This is a genomic window from Enterobacter cloacae complex sp. IR5412 (assembly GCF_049237385.1).
Classification (GTDB): domain Bacteria; phylum Pseudomonadota; class Gammaproteobacteria; order Enterobacterales; family Enterobacteriaceae; genus Enterobacter; species Enterobacter intestinihominis.
On record NZ_JBMKHQ010000010.1, the window covers coordinates 64,602 to 79,974 of the forward strand.

The 15,373-nt window shown below is 57.6% G+C and carries 14 protein-coding genes; 9 read left to right on the plus strand and 5 right to left on the minus strand.

Annotation, left to right across the window (positions count from 1 at the left end; all coding sequences use genetic code 11):
- Position 1: 1 nt before the first annotated feature.
- Genes iaaA through gsiD form a run of 5 tightly spaced genes read left to right on the plus strand, consistent with a single transcriptional unit; the run spans position 2 to position 6,224 of the window.
- Positions 2-940, plus strand: coding sequence for a beta-aspartyl-peptidase (gene iaaA, locus ACOTX2_RS17390; RefSeq protein ID WP_023299667.1), 939 nt, complete (start codon positions 2-4; stop codon positions 938-940).
- Between the two features lie 11 nt (positions 941-951).
- Positions 952-2,823, plus strand: a complete 1,872-nt coding sequence (gene gsiA / locus ACOTX2_RS17395) for a glutathione ABC transporter ATP-binding protein GsiA (RefSeq protein WP_063843884.1) — start codon at positions 952-954, stop codon at positions 2,821-2,823.
- Between the two features lie 23 nt (positions 2,824-2,846).
- Positions 2,847-4,385: a glutathione ABC transporter substrate-binding protein GsiB gene (gsiB, locus tag ACOTX2_RS17400; RefSeq protein ID WP_032624586.1), complete on the plus strand. Its 1,539-nt coding sequence runs from the start codon at positions 2,847-2,849 to the stop codon at positions 4,383-4,385.
- Between the two features lie 5 nt (positions 4,386-4,390).
- Positions 4,391-5,311 (plus strand): glutathione ABC transporter permease GsiC, encoded by a 921-nt coding sequence (gene gsiC, locus ACOTX2_RS17405; RefSeq protein ID WP_006809475.1) that lies wholly within the window; start codon positions 4,391-4,393, stop codon positions 5,309-5,311.
- 1 nt (position 5,312) lies between these two features.
- Complete coding sequence (gsiD, locus tag ACOTX2_RS17410) at positions 5,313-6,224, plus strand: glutathione ABC transporter permease GsiD (RefSeq protein ID WP_023299670.1); 912 nt, start codon at positions 5,313-5,315, stop codon at positions 6,222-6,224.
- Positions 6,225-6,343: 119 nt separating this feature from the next.
- Here gsiD and rimO read toward each other — a convergent pair whose 3' ends face one another.
- Positions 6,344-7,669: a 30S ribosomal protein S12 methylthiotransferase RimO gene (gene rimO, locus ACOTX2_RS17415; RefSeq protein WP_063148415.1), complete on the minus strand. Its 1,326-nt coding sequence runs from the start codon at positions 7,667-7,669 to the stop codon at positions 6,344-6,346.
- Positions 7,670-7,886: 217 nt separating this feature from the next.
- Here rimO and bssR point away from each other — a divergent pair, with 217 nt between their 5' ends.
- Positions 7,887-8,270, plus strand: a complete 384-nt coding sequence (gene bssR / locus ACOTX2_RS17420) for a biofilm formation regulator BssR (protein ID WP_022647550.1) — start codon at positions 7,887-7,889, stop codon at positions 8,268-8,270.
- A 106-nt stretch (positions 8,271-8,376) separates the two neighbouring features.
- On the plus strand, positions 8,377-9,495 hold the full coding sequence (locus ACOTX2_RS17425) for a PQQ-dependent sugar dehydrogenase (protein WP_063148416.1): 1,119 nt from the start codon (positions 8,377-8,379) through the stop codon (positions 9,493-9,495).
- Here the strand turns inward: ACOTX2_RS17425 and ACOTX2_RS17430 are convergent, their stop codons facing one another.
- Entirely contained in the window at positions 9,496-10,122 is a 627-nt protein-coding gene (locus ACOTX2_RS17430) for a glutathione S-transferase family protein (protein ID WP_022647552.1), read from the minus strand.
- A gap of 243 nt (positions 10,123-10,365) precedes the next feature.
- On the opposite strand from ACOTX2_RS17430, the gene dacC reads away from it, so the two are divergent.
- Entirely contained in the window at positions 10,366-11,571 is a 1,206-nt protein-coding gene (gene dacC, locus ACOTX2_RS17435; protein ID WP_023299674.1) for a serine-type D-Ala-D-Ala carboxypeptidase, read from the plus strand.
- 85 nt (positions 11,572-11,656) lie between these two features.
- Here the strand turns inward: dacC and deoR are convergent, their stop codons facing one another.
- The 3 genes from deoR to ACOTX2_RS17450 form a co-directional block, all read right to left on the minus strand.
- Positions 11,657-12,415: a DNA-binding transcriptional repressor DeoR gene (gene deoR / locus ACOTX2_RS17440; RefSeq protein WP_022647554.1), complete on the minus strand. Its 759-nt coding sequence runs from the start codon at positions 12,413-12,415 to the stop codon at positions 11,657-11,659.
- Between the two features lie 67 nt (positions 12,416-12,482).
- Positions 12,483-13,091: an undecaprenyl-diphosphate phosphatase gene (gene ybjG / locus ACOTX2_RS17445; protein WP_045308522.1), complete on the minus strand. Its 609-nt coding sequence runs from the start codon at positions 13,089-13,091 to the stop codon at positions 12,483-12,485.
- Positions 13,092-13,098: 7 nt separating this feature from the next.
- Positions 13,099-13,827 carry a phosphatase PAP2 family protein gene (locus tag ACOTX2_RS17450; RefSeq protein ID WP_063148417.1) on the minus strand — a complete coding sequence of 243 codons (729 nt, stop codon included), beginning with the start codon at positions 13,825-13,827 and terminating at the stop codon, positions 13,099-13,101.
- Between the two features lie 167 nt (positions 13,828-13,994).
- Between ACOTX2_RS17450 and ACOTX2_RS17455 the strand changes: the two genes are divergently transcribed.
- Positions 13,995-15,227: an MFS transporter gene (locus tag ACOTX2_RS17455; protein ID WP_022647557.1), complete on the plus strand. Its 1,233-nt coding sequence runs from the start codon at positions 13,995-13,997 to the stop codon at positions 15,225-15,227.
- The last annotated feature ends 146 nt before the right edge of the window (positions 15,228-15,373 follow it).

The window sequence follows — 15,373 nt, forward strand, 5'->3', positions numbered from 1 at the left end:
AATGAGTAAAGCGGTTATCGCAATTCATGGCGGTGCCGGGGCAATCACCCGTGCACAGCTCAGTCCCGAGCAGGAGAAGCGTTATATTGATGCGCTGAACGCCATTGTGGAAACAGGCCAGCGCATGCTGGAAGCGGGCGAAAGCGCGCTGGACGTGGTGACCGAAGCGGTGCGCCTGCTGGAGGAGTGTCCGCTGTTTAATGCCGGTATTGGCTCGGTCTTTACGCGCGATGAAACGCATGAACTGGATGCCTGCGTGATGGACGGTATCACCCTGAAAGCGGGGGCGGTGGCGGGCGTCAGCCGACTGCGCAATCCCGTACTGGCCGCGCGTCTGGTGATGGATCAAAGCCCGCATGTGCTGCTGACCGGGGCGGGGGCGGAGAAATTTGCCGTCGAGCACGGGATGGATACGGTCTCGCCCGATCTTTTTTCCACCGAGGAGCGTTACCGGCAGTTGCTGGAGGCCCGTACAGCGGGGATGACGCAGCTGGACCATGCCGCGCCGCTCGATGAACGCAGCAAAATGGGCACGGTAGGCGCGGTGGCGCTGGATAAAGCCGGTAACCTCGCCGCCGCGACGTCGACAGGCGGTATGACCAACAAGCTTCCCGGACGCGTCGGCGACAGTCCGCTGCCGGGGGCCGGGTGTTACGCTAATAACGCCACGGCGGCGGTGTCATGCACCGGAACCGGCGAAGTGTTTATCCGCGCGCTGGCGGCCTACGACATTACCGCGCTAATGGATTACGGCGGATTAAGCCTGAGTGAGGCCTGCGAGCGGGTGGTAATGGAGAAACTGCCAGCCTTGGGCGGAGAAGGTGGCTTAATCGCGGTGGATCGGGAGGGCAACGTGGCGCTGCCGTTCAACAGTGAAGGGATGTACCGGGCGTGGGGGTATGCCGGCGATGCGCCCAGCACAGGCATTTATCGTGAATAAGGGGGCATTGCGTGCCGCACAGTGAAGAGCTGGACAACTGCGAAGTGCTGGCTGTCCACCAACTGAATATTGCCTTTCAGGAAGAGCGGCAGTTCATCCCTGCAGTACAGAATTTATCGTTTTCGCTCAGGCGCGGCGAGACGCTGGCGATTGTCGGCGAGTCCGGATCCGGTAAATCGGTTACCGCGCTGGCGCTGATGCGTCTGCTTGAGCAGACGGGCGGGCAGGTCACCAGCGAGCGGATGCTGTTGCGCCGTCGCAACCGTCAGGTTATCGATCTCAACGAGCTGAGCGCGTCCCGGATGCAGGGGGTGCGCGGGGCGGATATTGCGATGATTTTTCAGGAGCCGATGACCTCCCTGAACCCGGTCTTCCCGGTGGGCGAGCAGATTGCCGAATCTATCCGCCTGCATCAGGGATTGAGCGGTGATGAGGCGCTCAACGAAGCTAAACGGATGCTGGAGCTGGTACGTATCCCTGAGGCGCACGCGATTTTGTCCCGCTATCCGCATCAGCTTTCCGGTGGCATGCGCCAGCGGGTGATGATTGCGATGGCGCTGTCGTGCCGTCCGGCGGTGCTCATTGCGGACGAACCCACCACGGCGCTGGATGTCACCATTCAGGCCCAGATCCTGCAACTGATTAAGGTGTTGCAGCAGGAGATGGAGATGGGGGTGATATTCATCACCCACGATATGGGGGTGGTGGCGGATATTGCCGATCGGGTGCTGGTTATGCATCAGGGCAATGCCGTGGAAACCGGCTCGGTGGAGCAGGTCTTTCATACGCCGGTGCATCCTTATACTAAAGCGCTGCTGGCGGCGGTCCCGCGTCTGGGCGCCATGAATGGCAGTGATTTTCCGCGCCGTTTTCCGCTGTTCTCTCAGACCGAACAGGGCCAGCAGGAAGACGAAACCGAGCAGAACACGGTGGTTTCCGGCAGGCCGATCCTTGAAGTGCGTGACCTGGTGACCCGTTTCCCGCTGCGCAGCGGGATCCTTAACCGCGTGAAGCGCGAAGTGCATGCGGTTGAATACGTCAGTTTTGATCTCTGGCCGGGCGAAACGCTGGCGCTGGTGGGGGAGTCCGGCTGCGGTAAATCCACCACCGGGCGGGCGCTGCTCAGGCTGGTTGAGCCGCAGGAGGGGAGCATCACCTTCAACGGTGAGCGCATCGATACACTCCCCAATGGTAAATTGCAGGCGGTACGCCGGGATATTCAGTTTATTTTTCAGGATCCTTATGCGTCGCTCGATCCGCGCCATACGGTGGGGTACTCGATTATGGAGCCGCTGCGGGTGCACAACCTGCTCGACGGTGAAGCCGCGCAGCGCCGCGTCGCGTGGCTGCTGGAGCGCGTGGGCCTGAAGCCGGAGCATGCCTGGCGTTATCCGCACGAATTTTCTGGCGGTCAGCGACAGCGTATCTGCATAGCCCGGGCATTGGCCCTGAATCCGAAAGTGGTGATTGCGGATGAGTCCGTGTCAGCGCTGGATGTCTCCATCCGCGCGCAAATCATCAATCTCCTACTCGATTTACAGCGGGATTTGGGCATTGCGTTTCTGTTTATCTCTCACGATATGGCGGTGGTTGAGCGGATCAGCCATCGCGTGGCGGTGATGTACATGGGGCAAATTGTTGAAATTGGCCCCCGTCGGGCGGTATTTGAAAACCCGCAGCATCCGTACACCCGCAAGCTGATGGCCGCCGTACCGGTTGCCGATCCTGAGCATCGTCACGCCCAGCGCGTGCTGTTGCAGGACGAAATGCCGAGCAATATTCGTAAACGGGGCGAAACTCTGGAGCGCGTGGCGCTGCGTGAAGTCGGTCCCGGTCATTTTGTCGCACCCCCGCGTCAGGGCAATGCATTCTCGCGGTTATAACTTACAACAGGCAGGAGAACACAATGGTTCCTTTTGTTGCTCGTCAATGGCTGCTTGCCGCGAGCGTGACGGCTGCGCTGGCCGCCGCCCCCGCGATCGCGGCGAAAGACGTGGTGGTGGCTGTGGGGTCTAACTTCACGACGCTGGATCCGTATGATGCTAACGACACCCTTTCTCAGGCGGTGGCAAAATCCTTCTACCAGGGGCTATTCGGCCTGGACCGCGAGATGAAGCTGAAAAACGTGCTGGCGGAAGGCTATACCGTGTCGGACGACGGGCTGGTCTATACCGTTAAGCTCCGTACCGGCGTGAAGTTCCAGGACGGCACCGACTTCAACGCCGAGGCGGTTAAGGTCAACCTGGACCGAGCCAGCAATCCGGAAAACGGTCTTAAGCGCTACAACCTGTATAAAAATATCGCCCAAACCGAGGTGGTTGATCCGGCGACGGTGAAGATCACCCTCAAAGAGCCGTTCTCGGCGTTTATCAATATCCTGGCGCATCCCGCGACGGTGATGATTTCCCCTGCGGCGTTAAAGAAATACGGCAAAGAGATTGGCTTCCACCCGGTGGGGACCGGACCGTACGAACTGCTTACCTGGAACCAGACCGATTATGTGAAGGTGAAGAAATTCGCCGGATACTGGCAGCCGGGGCTGCCGAAGCTGGATACCCTCACCTGGCGGCCGGTCGTGGACAACAATACCCGCGCCGCGATGCTGCAAACCGGCGAAGCGCAGTTTGCCTTCCCGATCCCCTACGAACAGGCAGCGCTGCTGGCGAAAAACAGCAAGCTGGAGCTGGTGGCCAGCCCGTCGATTATGCAGCGCTACATCAGCATGAACGTCACGCAGAAACCGTTCGATAACCCGAAGGTGCGCGAAGCCATCAACTACGCCATTAACCGCCAGGCACTGGTGAAGGTGGCCTTTGCCGGCTACGCCACCCCGGCGACGGGCGTGATGCCGCCAACCATTGAGTACGCGCAGAGCTATCAGCCGTGGCCGTACGATCCGGCGAAAGCGCGGGAACTGCTGAAAGAGGCGGGCTATCCGAACGGCTTTAGCACCACGCTGTGGTCGTCGCATAACCACAGTACCGCGCAGAAGGTGCTGCAATTTACCCAGCAGCAGCTGGCACAGGTGGGCATTAAAGCCAGGGTCACGGCGATGGATGCTGGACAGCGCGCGGCGGAAGTGGAAGGCAAAGGACAGAAAGAGAGCGGCGTGCGGATGTTCTACACCGGCTGGACGGCTTCAACCGGTGAAGCGGACTGGTCCCTGTCGCCGCTGTTTGCTTCCCAGAACTGGCCGCCAACGCTGTTCAATACCGCGTTCTACAGTAATCCGCAGGTGGATAAGGATCTGGCCGATGCCCTGAAAACCACCAAACCGGAAGAGAAAGCGCGCCTGTACAAAGAGGCGCAGGACATTATCTGGAAAGAGTCGCCGTGGGTGCCGCTGGTGGTGGAAAAACTGGTCTCAGCCCACAATAAAGCGCTGACCGGTTTTTACATCATGCCGGATACGGGCTTTAGCTTTGATGACGCGGATCTAAAATAAAACTCATGCTGAATTATGTGTGTAAACGCCTGCTGGGGCTTATCCCGACGCTGCTGATTGTGGCCGTGCTGGTGTTTTTGTTTGTCCACATGCTGCCCGGCGATCCGGCGCGTTTGATTGCCGGACCGGAAGCGGATGCCACGGTTATCGAACTGGTACGTAAACAGCTCGGTCTTGACCAGCCGCTGTATCGGCAATTTCTGCGCTACATTGGCAATGTCCTTCAGGGCGATTTCGGCATCTCGATGGTGTCGCGTCGTCCGGTGTCGGAGGAGATTGCCAGCCGCTTTATGCCTACCTTCTGGTTAACGATTGCCAGTATGAGCTGGGCGGTTGTGTTTGGCCTGGGCGCGGGGATTGTCGCCGCCGTCTGGCGCAACCGCTGGCCGGATAAGCTCGGTATGGCGCTGGCGGTCACCGGTATCTCTTTCCCGGCGTTTGCGCTGGGTATGCTGCTGATGCAGATTTTCTCCGTCGAGCTGGGCTGGTTGCCCACCGTCGGGGCCGACACCTGGAAGCACTACATTCTGCCCTCTATGACGCTTGGCGCAGCCGTTGCGGCAGTGATGGCCCGCTTCACCCGCGCCTCCTTTGTCGACGTGCTGAGCGAAGATTACATTCGCACCGCGCGGGCAAAAGGGGTGAGTGAGAAATGGGTCATTCTGAAGCATGGTTTTCGTAATGCGATGATCCCGGTGGTCACGATGATGGGGCTACAGTTCGGCTTCCTGCTGGGCGGCTCTATCGTGGTTGAGAAGGTCTTTAACTGGCCGGGGCTGGGGCGCCTGCTGGTCGACTCGGTCGATATGCGTGACTATCCGGTTATTCAGGCTGAAGTTCTGCTTTTCTCGCTGGAGTTTATTCTTATCAACTTAGTGGTGGATGTGCTGTACGCCGCCATTAACCCGGCCATCAGGTATAAGTAAGATGCGATTACTGAACTGGCGTCGCCAGGCCATTTTAAACGCTATGCCGGGGATCAGGCCGGACCATATTCGCACCCCGTGGGTTGAGTTCTGGCGTCGATTCCGTCGTCAGCCCGTCGCTATGGTCGCCGGGTTGTTTGTGTTACTGCTGATCCTGGTGGCGATTATCGCCCCCTGGATAGCCCCATTTGATGCGGAAAATTACTTCGATTACGACCGGCTGAACGATGGACCGTCGATGATGCACTGGTTTGGCGTGGACTCGCTCGGGCGCGATATTTTCAGCCGCGTGCTGGTAGGGGCGCAGATCTCGCTGGCGGCCGGGGTCTTTGCTGTGCTGATGGGCGCAGCAATTGGCACCGTGCTGGGGCTGGTGGCCGGGTACTATGAAGGCTGGTGGGACCGCATCATCATGCGTATCTGCGACGTGCTGTTTGCCTTTCCCGGTATTCTGCTGGCGATTGCCGTGGTGGCGGTGATGGGCAGCGGCATGGCGAACGTCATCATCGCCGTGGCGGTATTCACGATTCCCGCTTTCGCGCGCCTGGTACGTGGCAACACGCTGGTGCTGAAGCAGCAGACCTTTATCGAGTCGGCCCGCAGCATGGGAGCCAGCGATGCCACAATCCTGTTCAGCCATATTCTGCCGGGAACGGTCTCGTCTATCGTGGTCTATTTCACCATGCGCATAGGCGTGTCGATTATCTCGGCGGCCAGCCTGTCGTTTCTGGGGTTAGGCGCACAGCCGCCGACGCCGGAGTGGGGCGCGATGCTGAACGAGGCGCGGGCGGATATGGTGATCGCCCCGCACGTGGCGATCTTCCCGAGCCTGGCGATTTTCCTGACCGTGCTGGCGTTTAACCTGCTGGGGGATGGGCTGCGCGACGCGCTGGATCCGCGGATTAAGGGGTAGGTTTTTGCAGGAACTTACCCCTCACCCTAACCCTCTCCCCTGAGGGGAGAGGGGACTGCTCGGTGCGGTCTGTTCCCCCTCGCCCCTTTGGGGAGAGGGCCGGGGTGAGGGGTTAAAGATTAAACCCGGCTGCCCCACAAATCATACTCGTCGGCGTTTTCAACCTTCACGCGAATAATATCACCCGGCTTGACGTTGGTTTCCCCGTTCAGGTACACCGCGCCGTCGATTTCAGGCGCATCCGCCATGCTGCGGCCAATCGCGCCTTCTTCGTCCACTTCGTCGATAATGACCAGAATTTCGCGGCCCACTTTCTCCTGCAAGCGTTCAGCAGAGATCTGCTGTTGCAGCTGCATAAAGCGGTTCCAGCGTTCCTCTTTGACCTCTTCCGGTACCTGGTCCGCCAGCTCGTTGGCCGTTGCGCCTTCAACCGGGCTGTACTTGAAGCAGCCCACGCGATCCAGACGCGCTTCTTTCAGGAAGTCGAGCAGCATCTGGAAATCTTCTTCGGTTTCACCCGGGAAGCCAACGATGAAGGTGGAGCGCAGGGTCAGATCCGGGCAGATCTCGCGCCACTGCTTGATGCGCGCCAGCTGGCGGTCAACGGAGCCAGGACGCTTCATCAGCTTCAGAATGCGCGGGCTGGCGTGCTGTAACGGGATATCCAGATACGGCAGGATTTTGCCTTCCGCCATCAGCGGAATCACGTCGTCAACGTGCGGGTAAGGGTAGACGTAGTGCAGACGCGTCCAGATCCCGAGCTTAGCAAGCTGCTCGCACAGGCCAACCATGCTGGTTTTTACCGGCTCGCCGTTATGGAAGCCGGAGCGGTGTTTGACGTCCACGCCGTAGGCGGAGGTGTCCTGGGAGATGACCAGTAACTCCTTCACGCCCGCGTCGGCCAGGCGTTTGGCTTCTGCCAGCACCTCGCCAATCGGACGGCTCACCAAATCGCCACGCATCGACGGGATGATGCAGAAGGTGCAGCGATGGTTGCAGCCTTCGGAAATTTTCAGGTAAGCATAGTGGCGCGGCGTCAGCTTCACGCCCTGTTCCGGCACCAGGCTCAGGAACGGGTTGTGCTTTGGCTTTGGTACGTAGTGATGAACATGTTCCAGCACCTGCTCGTAGCTGTGCGGGCCGGTGATCTCCAGTACCTTCGGGTGCACTTCGCGGATCTGATCCACCTTCGCGCCCAGGCAGCCGGTGACAATCACTTTGCCATTTTCCGTCAGGGCTTCACCAATGGCTTCCAGTGACTCCTGGACCGCGCTGTCGATGAACCCACAGGTGTTGACGATCACCATGTCGGCGTTGTCGTAGCTTGGCACCACGTCATAGCCTTCAGTGCGAAGTTCAGTCAGGATGCGTTCGGAATCCACCAGGTTCTTCGGGCAGCCCAGGGAGACAAAGCCGATTTTCGGCGGGGGCGTAACATTGCTCATAGGTTAAAAATTCATCAATTATGGAGTTATCAGGGCGGGATTTTACAGCGTATCGCGGGGGATTTATACACTCTTGATGGCGCAGTTGAGGCGGGCAATCGTTGTAACATTGTAAAGAATGTTAATCAGTTATCGTTTATTGATCTCAGGCATCACATTGTACAAAAAATGACCTTATTATTAATAGGGTAACATGGCTGACAGAGGAGGAAATAGCATGTCCGTTGACAGACTGAAACGCGATCTGCTTAACAAGCTGATCAACGCCCGAATCGACCTGGCTGCATATTTGCAACTCCGCAAGGCGAAAGGGTATATGTCAGTCAGCGAAAGCGAAAATCTGCGTGATAATTTCTTTGAACTTTGCAATTTCATGCGTGATAAAGCACCCATCCTGAAAGCGCACTGCGCTGAAAACGAATTAGTGGCGCTGCGCCGCGCCGCCGAGGTGCTTTCCATCGCCGGGGTCTGTTTGATGAACGGACGTCACGACTGCCCGAATTTTATTGCCGTTAACGCGGAGAAGCTTGAAAACTGCCTGACCACGCTCGCGCTTTGCATCATGTGTCTGAACAAGCCGGAAACGCTTGCCCGACACTGAACCCGGGGGAGGCAACTCCCCCTTTTGATTAAGCTTTTGTAAAAGTGTTAACGCACCCGGGAACAGTGGCTAATCTTTAAGCCATATGCCGATAAAGGAGTGCGTTATGCCTCGATCCTCGCTGCTTTTCCTCCCTGTACTGTTATTCCCGCTTTCGCTGCTTGCGGCGCCCGAGACGGTTAAGGTCGACGTGCTACAGACAAAACTGGATCACCCCTGGTCGCTGGCGTTTCTGCCTGATAATAAGGGGCTGCTGATCACGCTAAAAGACGGGCAGCTTAAGCACTGGCAGGCAGGGAAAGGGCTCTCCGATCCGATTGTCGGCGTGCCGAAGGTCTGGGCGAGCGGCCAGGGCGGATTGCTGGACGTGGTGCTGGCCCCGGATTTTGAACAATCACGGCGGATCTGGCTCAGCTTCGCCGAGGCGGGTGATGATGGAAAAGCGGGCACCGCGGTGGGCTACGGGCGGTTGAGCGATGACCTCTCGCGCATTGAGGGCTTCCAGGTGGTGTTCCGACAGATGCCGAAGCTCTCTACTGGCAACCACTTTGGCGGACGGCTGGTGTTCGACGGCAAAGGCCATCTCTTTATTGGCCTGGGTGAAAACAACCAGCGCCCGACGGCGCAGGATCTGGATAAGCTTCAGGGCAAGGTGGTGCGCCTGACGGAGGACGGGAAAGTGCCGCCGGATAACCCGTTTGTGAACACCGCCGGTGCACGGCCTGAAATCTGGTCTTACGGCATTCGCAACCCGCAGGGGATGGCGATGAACCCGTGGAGCGACGCGCTGTGGCTTAATGAACACGGCCCTCGCGGCGGGGATGAGATCAACATTCCTGAAAAAGGCAAAAACTACGGCTGGCCGATGGCGACGCACGGGATCAACTACAGCGGCCTGAAAATCCCGGAAGCGAAAGGCGAGCACGTTGAGGGCACTGAAAAACCGCTGTTTGTCTGGAAAGTGTCGCCCGCCGTCAGCGGCATGGCGTTCTACAACAGCGACGTCTTCCCGCAATGGAAAAACAAGCTGTTTATCGGCGCGCTGAAGGAGAAAGACGTCATCGTGCTGAGCGTGAAGGGCAATACCGTGACGGAGGACGGGCGCATTCTTGGGGATAAAGATCATCGAATTCGCGATGTGCGCGTCGGGCCGGATGGTTATCTGTACGTGCTGACCGACGAGACGGACGGGCAGCTTTGGAAAGTCAGCCCGTCCGGGTCGTAATCAGGTCACCGGGATCATCACCACGTTGCGATACGCCGGGCGCTCGCTGAGCTGCTGGATCCAGCGCTGAAGGTGAGGGCGCGGGGTCCAGCTGAGACCCATGTTAGTGAGGTTCCAGACGAAAGGGGCGACGGCGATATCGCCCACGCCGAACGTGTCGCCGGAGAACCAGGTATGCTTCGCCAGTTCGTCGTCCATCATCGCAAACAGCGACTCGCACGCGTCCTGGGCGGCATGAATGGCGGGATAATCACGATCGGCTTCCGGCGTACGGATAAGCCCCATCAGGATCACGCGGTGCGTTGGGGAAAGCGTCTGGTTTGCCCAGTCCATCCATTTTTCGCCCTGCGCGCGCTGGGCTGGATTTTCTACCCACAGCCGACCCTGGCCGTACTGCGCGGCGAGGTATCGCACGATGGTGTTAGACTCCCACAGCGTGGCGTCTGTCTCGTCATCGCGCAGTAGCGGCACCAGTCCGTTTGGGTTCATCGCCAGGTAGTCCGCGTCTTTATTCACGCCAAACTCCAGGCCCGCCATAACCTGCTTGAACGGTAAATCCAGCTCTTCCAGCGTCCAGAGCACTTTTTTCACGTTGGTCGAATTGTTCCTGCCCCACAGCGTAATCATATTTACTCCCGATGAGATGTGAATCCGAGTCAGCTTTTCGCCATGGTGAGATAAACCTAACAATTACGCAACAGATGCTAAAAAAAACACCGCAATCAAAGCGTATCTGAATGTTATTGCATAAACTTTAAAAACTTTACCTGGAACAGGTTTCTTTGAAGGCTGTAGTGCGCTATTACTCATCGCTTCTTGCGACACGGTGATTGTGACGTGATTTTTAGAATGGACACTCGGGTGGCATTTATGACGCAAAAAACTTCCTCTCTGCGCAGCCTGGCGGCAGGCTCGGCGCTGCTTTTCCTTTTTGCCCCAACGCTCCATGCGGCGGAACAGACAGCGCCCGAAGCGCCGCCTGTTGATGCGCGCGCCTGGATCCTGATGGATTACGCCAGCGGGAAAGTGCTGGCGGAAGGTAACGCCGACGAGAAACTCGACCCGGCGAGCCTGACGAAAATTATGACCAGCTATGTGGTCGGCCAGGCGTTGAAAGCGGGCAAGATCAAGCTGAATGACATGGTCACCGTCGGGAAAGATGCCTGGGCGACTGGTAACCCGGCGCTGCGCGGCTCGTCCGTGATGTTCCTGAAGCCTGGCGACCAGGTCTCCGTGTCCGATCTGAATAAAGGGGTCATTATTCAGTCGGGAAATGATGCCTGTATTGCGCTGGCCGATTACGTTGCGGGCAGTCAGGACTCATTTATTGGGCTGATGAATGGCTACGCGAAAAAACTGGGTCTGACCAATACCACTTTTAAAACTGTTCACGGCCTGGATGCGCCGGGTCAGTTCAGTACCGCGCGCGATATGGCGCTGCTGGGCAAAGCGCTGATCCATGACGTGCCGGATGAGTACGCTATCCATAAAGAGAAAGAGTTTACCTTCAACAATATCCGCCAGCCTAACCGTAACCGTCTGCTGTGGAGCAGTAACGTTAACGTGGACGGCATGAAAACCGGTACAACTGCCGGGGCCGGATACAACCTGGTGGCTTCTGCGACGCAGGGCGATATGCGCCTGATCTCAGTGGTGCTGGGAACGAAAACCGACCGTATTCGTTTTAACGAATCCGAAAAACTGCTGACCTGGGGTTTCCGCTTCTTTGAAACCGTCACGCCGATTAAGCCGGACGCTACCTTCGTGAGTCAGCGCGTCTGGTTTGGTGATAAAAGTGAAGTGAACCTGGGAGCGGGTGAAGCGGGTTCCGTCACCATTCCACGCGGTCAGCTGAAAAACCTGAAAGCCAGCTATACCCTGACCGAGCCACAGCTCACCGCACCGCTGAAAAAAGGTCAGGTGGTCGGGACGATAGATTTCCAGCTTAACGGCAAATCTATTGAGCAGCGTCCGCTGGTGGTAATGGAAGCGGTGGAAGAGGGCGGCTTCTTCAGCCGGATGTGGGACTTTGTGTTAATGAAATTCCACGGCTGGTTTGGCAGCTGGTTCAGCTAAGTTTTTGCCGGGTGGCGGCTTCGCCTTACCCGGCCTGTAACGGCTCGAACTAGGCCGGGTAAGCGCAGCGCCACCCGGCATAACCTCAATACATCAACTTCACCTGCTGCGCTTTCGCGTATGCCACCAGCTCGTCATCCGGGCGGCAATCACTGACGATGGCGTCAAAGCGCGACAGTTCTCCCATCCTTGCCGGACGGACCTTGCCAAATTTACTGTGATCAACCACCAGCACATGCTGCTGCGCGGCGTTGAGCGCCCACTGTTTCACCGGTAACTCTTCAAGATTAAAACAGGTTGCCCCCTGTTTCACATTCACGCCCGCCGCAGAGTAAAAGGCGATATCAGGGCATACATTGCTCAGCGTGTCCTGAATATTCAGCGGCTTGAAGATGGCGTTGCTGGCATGAAATTCGCCGCCACACAAAATCACCCGGCACGCTGGTTTCTCCTGCAAGGCCAGGAAGGTATTTAGCGAATAACAGACGGCGGTAAAGGGAACGGTGCTGTCGATGGCCTCGATGATCCACGGGGTTGTCGTACCGCAGTCAAAAAACAGCGTTTGATGCGGCTGCACCAGCGAGGCGGCGAGCCGCGCGGCTTTGCGCTTCTCTTCCACCAGGCGTGTTTTTTGATCGCTTAACAGATAATGGCTGGCGCTACGCGGCTCCAGAACAATATACCCGCCAAGCAGCACAACGGGGGCGCTGTCGCTGTTCAGATCGCGACGAATGGTCATTTCAGACACGCCAAGCAGGGAAGCGGCTTCCTTAAGATGCAGCTTATCGCTGCGCTTCAGCGCCTGAAGCAGCTGAGCAATGCGGTCATCGCGACGTGTTTCCATAGATCCTCGGGCTAAAAAAGTGAGCCCCCGCAGGGCGGGGGCTCAAGTGTAACCTGACGGACCGGGGTTAGTCACGTATCCAGCCTTTGCGGATCGGAAGGGCAAACAGAACGCGATAGGCCTGTGATAATGCACGATAAAGCGCCGGGCCAAAGAGGCTCCACAGGATGGCTGCGCTGACGCAGCCCATCAGCCCCACCAGGAAACCGCCGACCATATCCAGCGGCCAGTGCACTCCCAGGTAGACGCGGGACCAGGCGATGGCGACTGCCACGCCCATCAGCACTACGCCGGACCACAGGCGATGCCAGAACAGGAAGGCCAGCGCAAAGGTGAAGATCACCGTGCCGTGATCGCTCGGGAACGAGTCATCCGGCGCATGGTGCAGGAAGTTGTAGCCGACGCGATCGACAAACGGACGATCGTGCGGGAAGGCGTGACCCAGCACGTAGCTTGCCAGCACGCTCACGCCAATTGCCATCGCCATTTTGATCACCAGATGGCGCTGGGCGGTGACCTGTGTACGAGGTCCCCATAACCAGAGGATCACCGCCAGCGCCGGTACAATGCTAATCAGATCTTTCGCAATGAAGGTGGCGAGATCGATCATCCATTCCGGTGACGACGGTGTGGCGTTGAGCAGGTAAAACAGTTCGTAGTTCAGATTTTCTAACATAATCTCGTTACTCTTTAGCAAACCGGGCGGAAACCAGCCCGTAAACCAGCACCTGGGAAAACCAGACCCACCACCCGGCCCACAGGTTGTGAGAGAAAAAATGCGCGCCGCGCATGACCTGCCCGAAGCCCATCACCAGCCCCATAACAACGCCTGACGCGACAAAGGACCATGCCAGGCGCGGACGTTCACGCCAGAAGGCAAAAAACAGCCCCATCACCATAAACCCGCTGGAGGCGTGGCCGCCGGGAAAGCAGCGTCCCGGTCCGCTGTCTGCCGGAACGGCGCTGAACAGGGGATACGAAACGGACCTGCCGCCATATTCCACCAGATCCCACGGACAGCTGTGGTGGCTTATGCTTTTCAGCACCCCTACTGCCAGCGCACCCAGCCCCATCAGAAGCGCGGCCGTTACCAGTCGGGCATTGCGTTTGTAAGCGCCGTAAATCAGCGATGCGGCAGCGATAACAATGGTCACATATTTCGCCAGCCGATGGTTCAGCAGATCCAGCAGCGGGTTTTGCTGTAGCGGAAAATGATGCGCCGCTGCGTCATACCAGAAACCGGTTATCCATCGGTCAAGCGATTCATCGCGCGAAAGCCAGGTAAAAAGCACCGCAAGGGCAATAAGCACGAAAAGTTGATAACCATAAAAGCGGGCAGGCAAACGGTAAAGACGTTTTGTCTTATTTGTCGGTAACTTAGATAATTCTGAAGGGCTGACGGCGTGTGTCATAGTTTCGGTCAATAACGTGAAATAGCACTATCATAGGGAGGGCAACTTAAGGAAACCTTAAACAACAACGATAAGTGCGTTATTTCTGTTTTTTCACGTTAATTTGCTATCTCAGACAGCGGCAATTCATTACACTCATCGCGATTTTTTCATACTAAAGAGATTGCATGATAAACCGTTCTTCTTCCGGTAATCGTCTGGGTCGTCAGGCGTTACTTTTTCCTCTGTGTCTGGTGCTTTACGAATTCTCTACCTACATCGGCAACGACATGATCCAGCCCGGCATGCTGGCTGTGGTTGAGCAGTACAACGCAGGTATTGAGTGGGTGCCGACATCCATGACCGCCTATCTGGCGGGCGGCATGTTTTTACAGTGGCTGTTAGGGCCGCTGTCGGATCGTATTGGCCGCCGTCCGGTGATGCTGACGGGCGTAGTGTGGTTTATCGTCACCTGTCTCGCCACGCTGCTGGCGCAGAGTATTGAGCAGTTCACGCTGCTGCGTTTCCTTCAGGGCGTGAGCCTGTGCTTTATTGGCGCCGTGGGCTATGCCGCTATTCAGGAGTCGTTTGAGGAGGCGGTGTGTATCAAAATTACCGCGCTTATGGCAAACGTGGCGCTGATTGCACCGCTTCTTGGGCCGCTGGTGGGAGCCGCATGGGTTCACGTCGCGCCGTGGGAGGGGATGTTCGTCCTCTTTGCCGCGCTTGCGGCTATCTCTTTCTTTGGCCTGCACCGTGCGATGCCGGAAACCGCCACCCGCCTGGGCGAAAAGCTCTCGCTTAAAGAGCTGGGGCGGGATTATAAGGCGGTGCTGAAAAATGGCCGTTTTGTCGCGGGCGCATTGGCGACGGGCTTTGTCAGCCTGCCGCTGCTGGCGTGGATTGCCCAGTCGCCGGTCATTATCATCAGCGGCGAACAGCTTAGCAGCTATGAGTATGGCCTGTTACAGGTGCCGATTTTTGGCGCGCTGATTATCGGTAACCTGGTGCTGGCGCGTCTGACGTCGCGCCGTACCGTGCGTTCGCTGATTATTTTGGGCGGCTGGCCCATAGCGGCAGGGCTGATTATCGCGGCGGTGGCGACCGTAGCCTCGTCTCATGCGTACCTGTGGATGACGGCGGGGCTGAGTGTTTACGCGTTTGGTATCGGCGTGGCGAATGCTGGCCTGGTGCGCCTGACGCTGTTCGCCAGTGAAATGAGTAAAGGCACGGTGTCTGCCGCGATGGGGATGCTGCAAATGCTGATTTTCACTGTCGGTATTGAGGTGAGCAAACATGCCTATGCTTTCGGCGGTAACGGGCTGTTCAGCCTGTTCAACCTCGCAAACGGTGTGCTGTGGGTAGGGCTGATGGTGGTGTTCCTGAAGGACAAACGCGTCGGAAGCGCACTGCAACCGTAATCCTTATTCCCTCTCCCCCCTGGGCGAGCTCAGGACAGTTCCCTCTCCCTGTGGGCTGAGGGATCCCCAGTAATTTGAAAGCAAAAGCGATAACGTTGCCTCAGAATAACTGAGGGCTTTCAGCGATGCCTCGGTCCGGCTGTAAA

What these genes read in the sequence shown, in the direction of transcription:
- iaaA (WP_023299667.1), top strand. Translation starts at nt 2, where the DNA reads ATGAGTAAAGCGGTTATCGCAATTCATGGCGGTGCCGGGGCAATCACC.
- gsiB (WP_032624586.1), top strand. Translation starts at nt 2,847, where the DNA reads ATGGTTCCTTTTGTTGCTCGTCAATGGCTGCTTGCCGCGAGCGTGACG.
- gsiC (WP_006809475.1), top strand. Translation starts at nt 4,391, where the DNA reads ATGCTGAATTATGTGTGTAAACGCCTGCTGGGGCTTATCCCGACGCTG.
- gsiD (WP_023299670.1), top strand. Translation starts at nt 5,313, where the DNA reads ATGCGATTACTGAACTGGCGTCGCCAGGCCATTTTAAACGCTATGCCG.
- rimO (WP_063148415.1), bottom strand. Translation starts at nt 7,669, where the DNA reads ATGAGCAATGTTACGCCCCCGCCGAAAATCGGCTTTGTCTCCCTGGGC.
- bssR (WP_022647550.1), top strand. Translation starts at nt 7,887, where the DNA reads ATGTCCGTTGACAGACTGAAACGCGATCTGCTTAACAAGCTGATCAAC.
- ACOTX2_RS17425 (WP_063148416.1), top strand. Translation starts at nt 8,377, where the DNA reads ATGCCTCGATCCTCGCTGCTTTTCCTCCCTGTACTGTTATTCCCGCTT.
- ACOTX2_RS17430 (WP_022647552.1), bottom strand. Translation starts at nt 10,122, where the DNA reads ATGATTACGCTGTGGGGCAGGAACAATTCGACCAACGTGAAAAAAGTG.
- dacC (WP_023299674.1), top strand. Translation starts at nt 10,366, where the DNA reads ATGACGCAAAAAACTTCCTCTCTGCGCAGCCTGGCGGCAGGCTCGGCG.
- deoR (WP_022647554.1), bottom strand. Translation starts at nt 12,415, where the DNA reads ATGGAAACACGTCGCGATGACCGCATTGCTCAGCTGCTTCAGGCGCTG.
- ybjG (WP_045308522.1), bottom strand. Translation starts at nt 13,091, where the DNA reads ATGTTAGAAAATCTGAACTACGAACTGTTTTACCTGCTCAACGCCACA.
- ACOTX2_RS17450 (WP_063148417.1), bottom strand. Translation starts at nt 13,827, where the DNA reads ATGACACACGCCGTCAGCCCTTCAGAATTATCTAAGTTACCGACAAAT.
- ACOTX2_RS17455 (WP_022647557.1), top strand. Translation starts at nt 13,995, where the DNA reads ATGATAAACCGTTCTTCTTCCGGTAATCGTCTGGGTCGTCAGGCGTTA.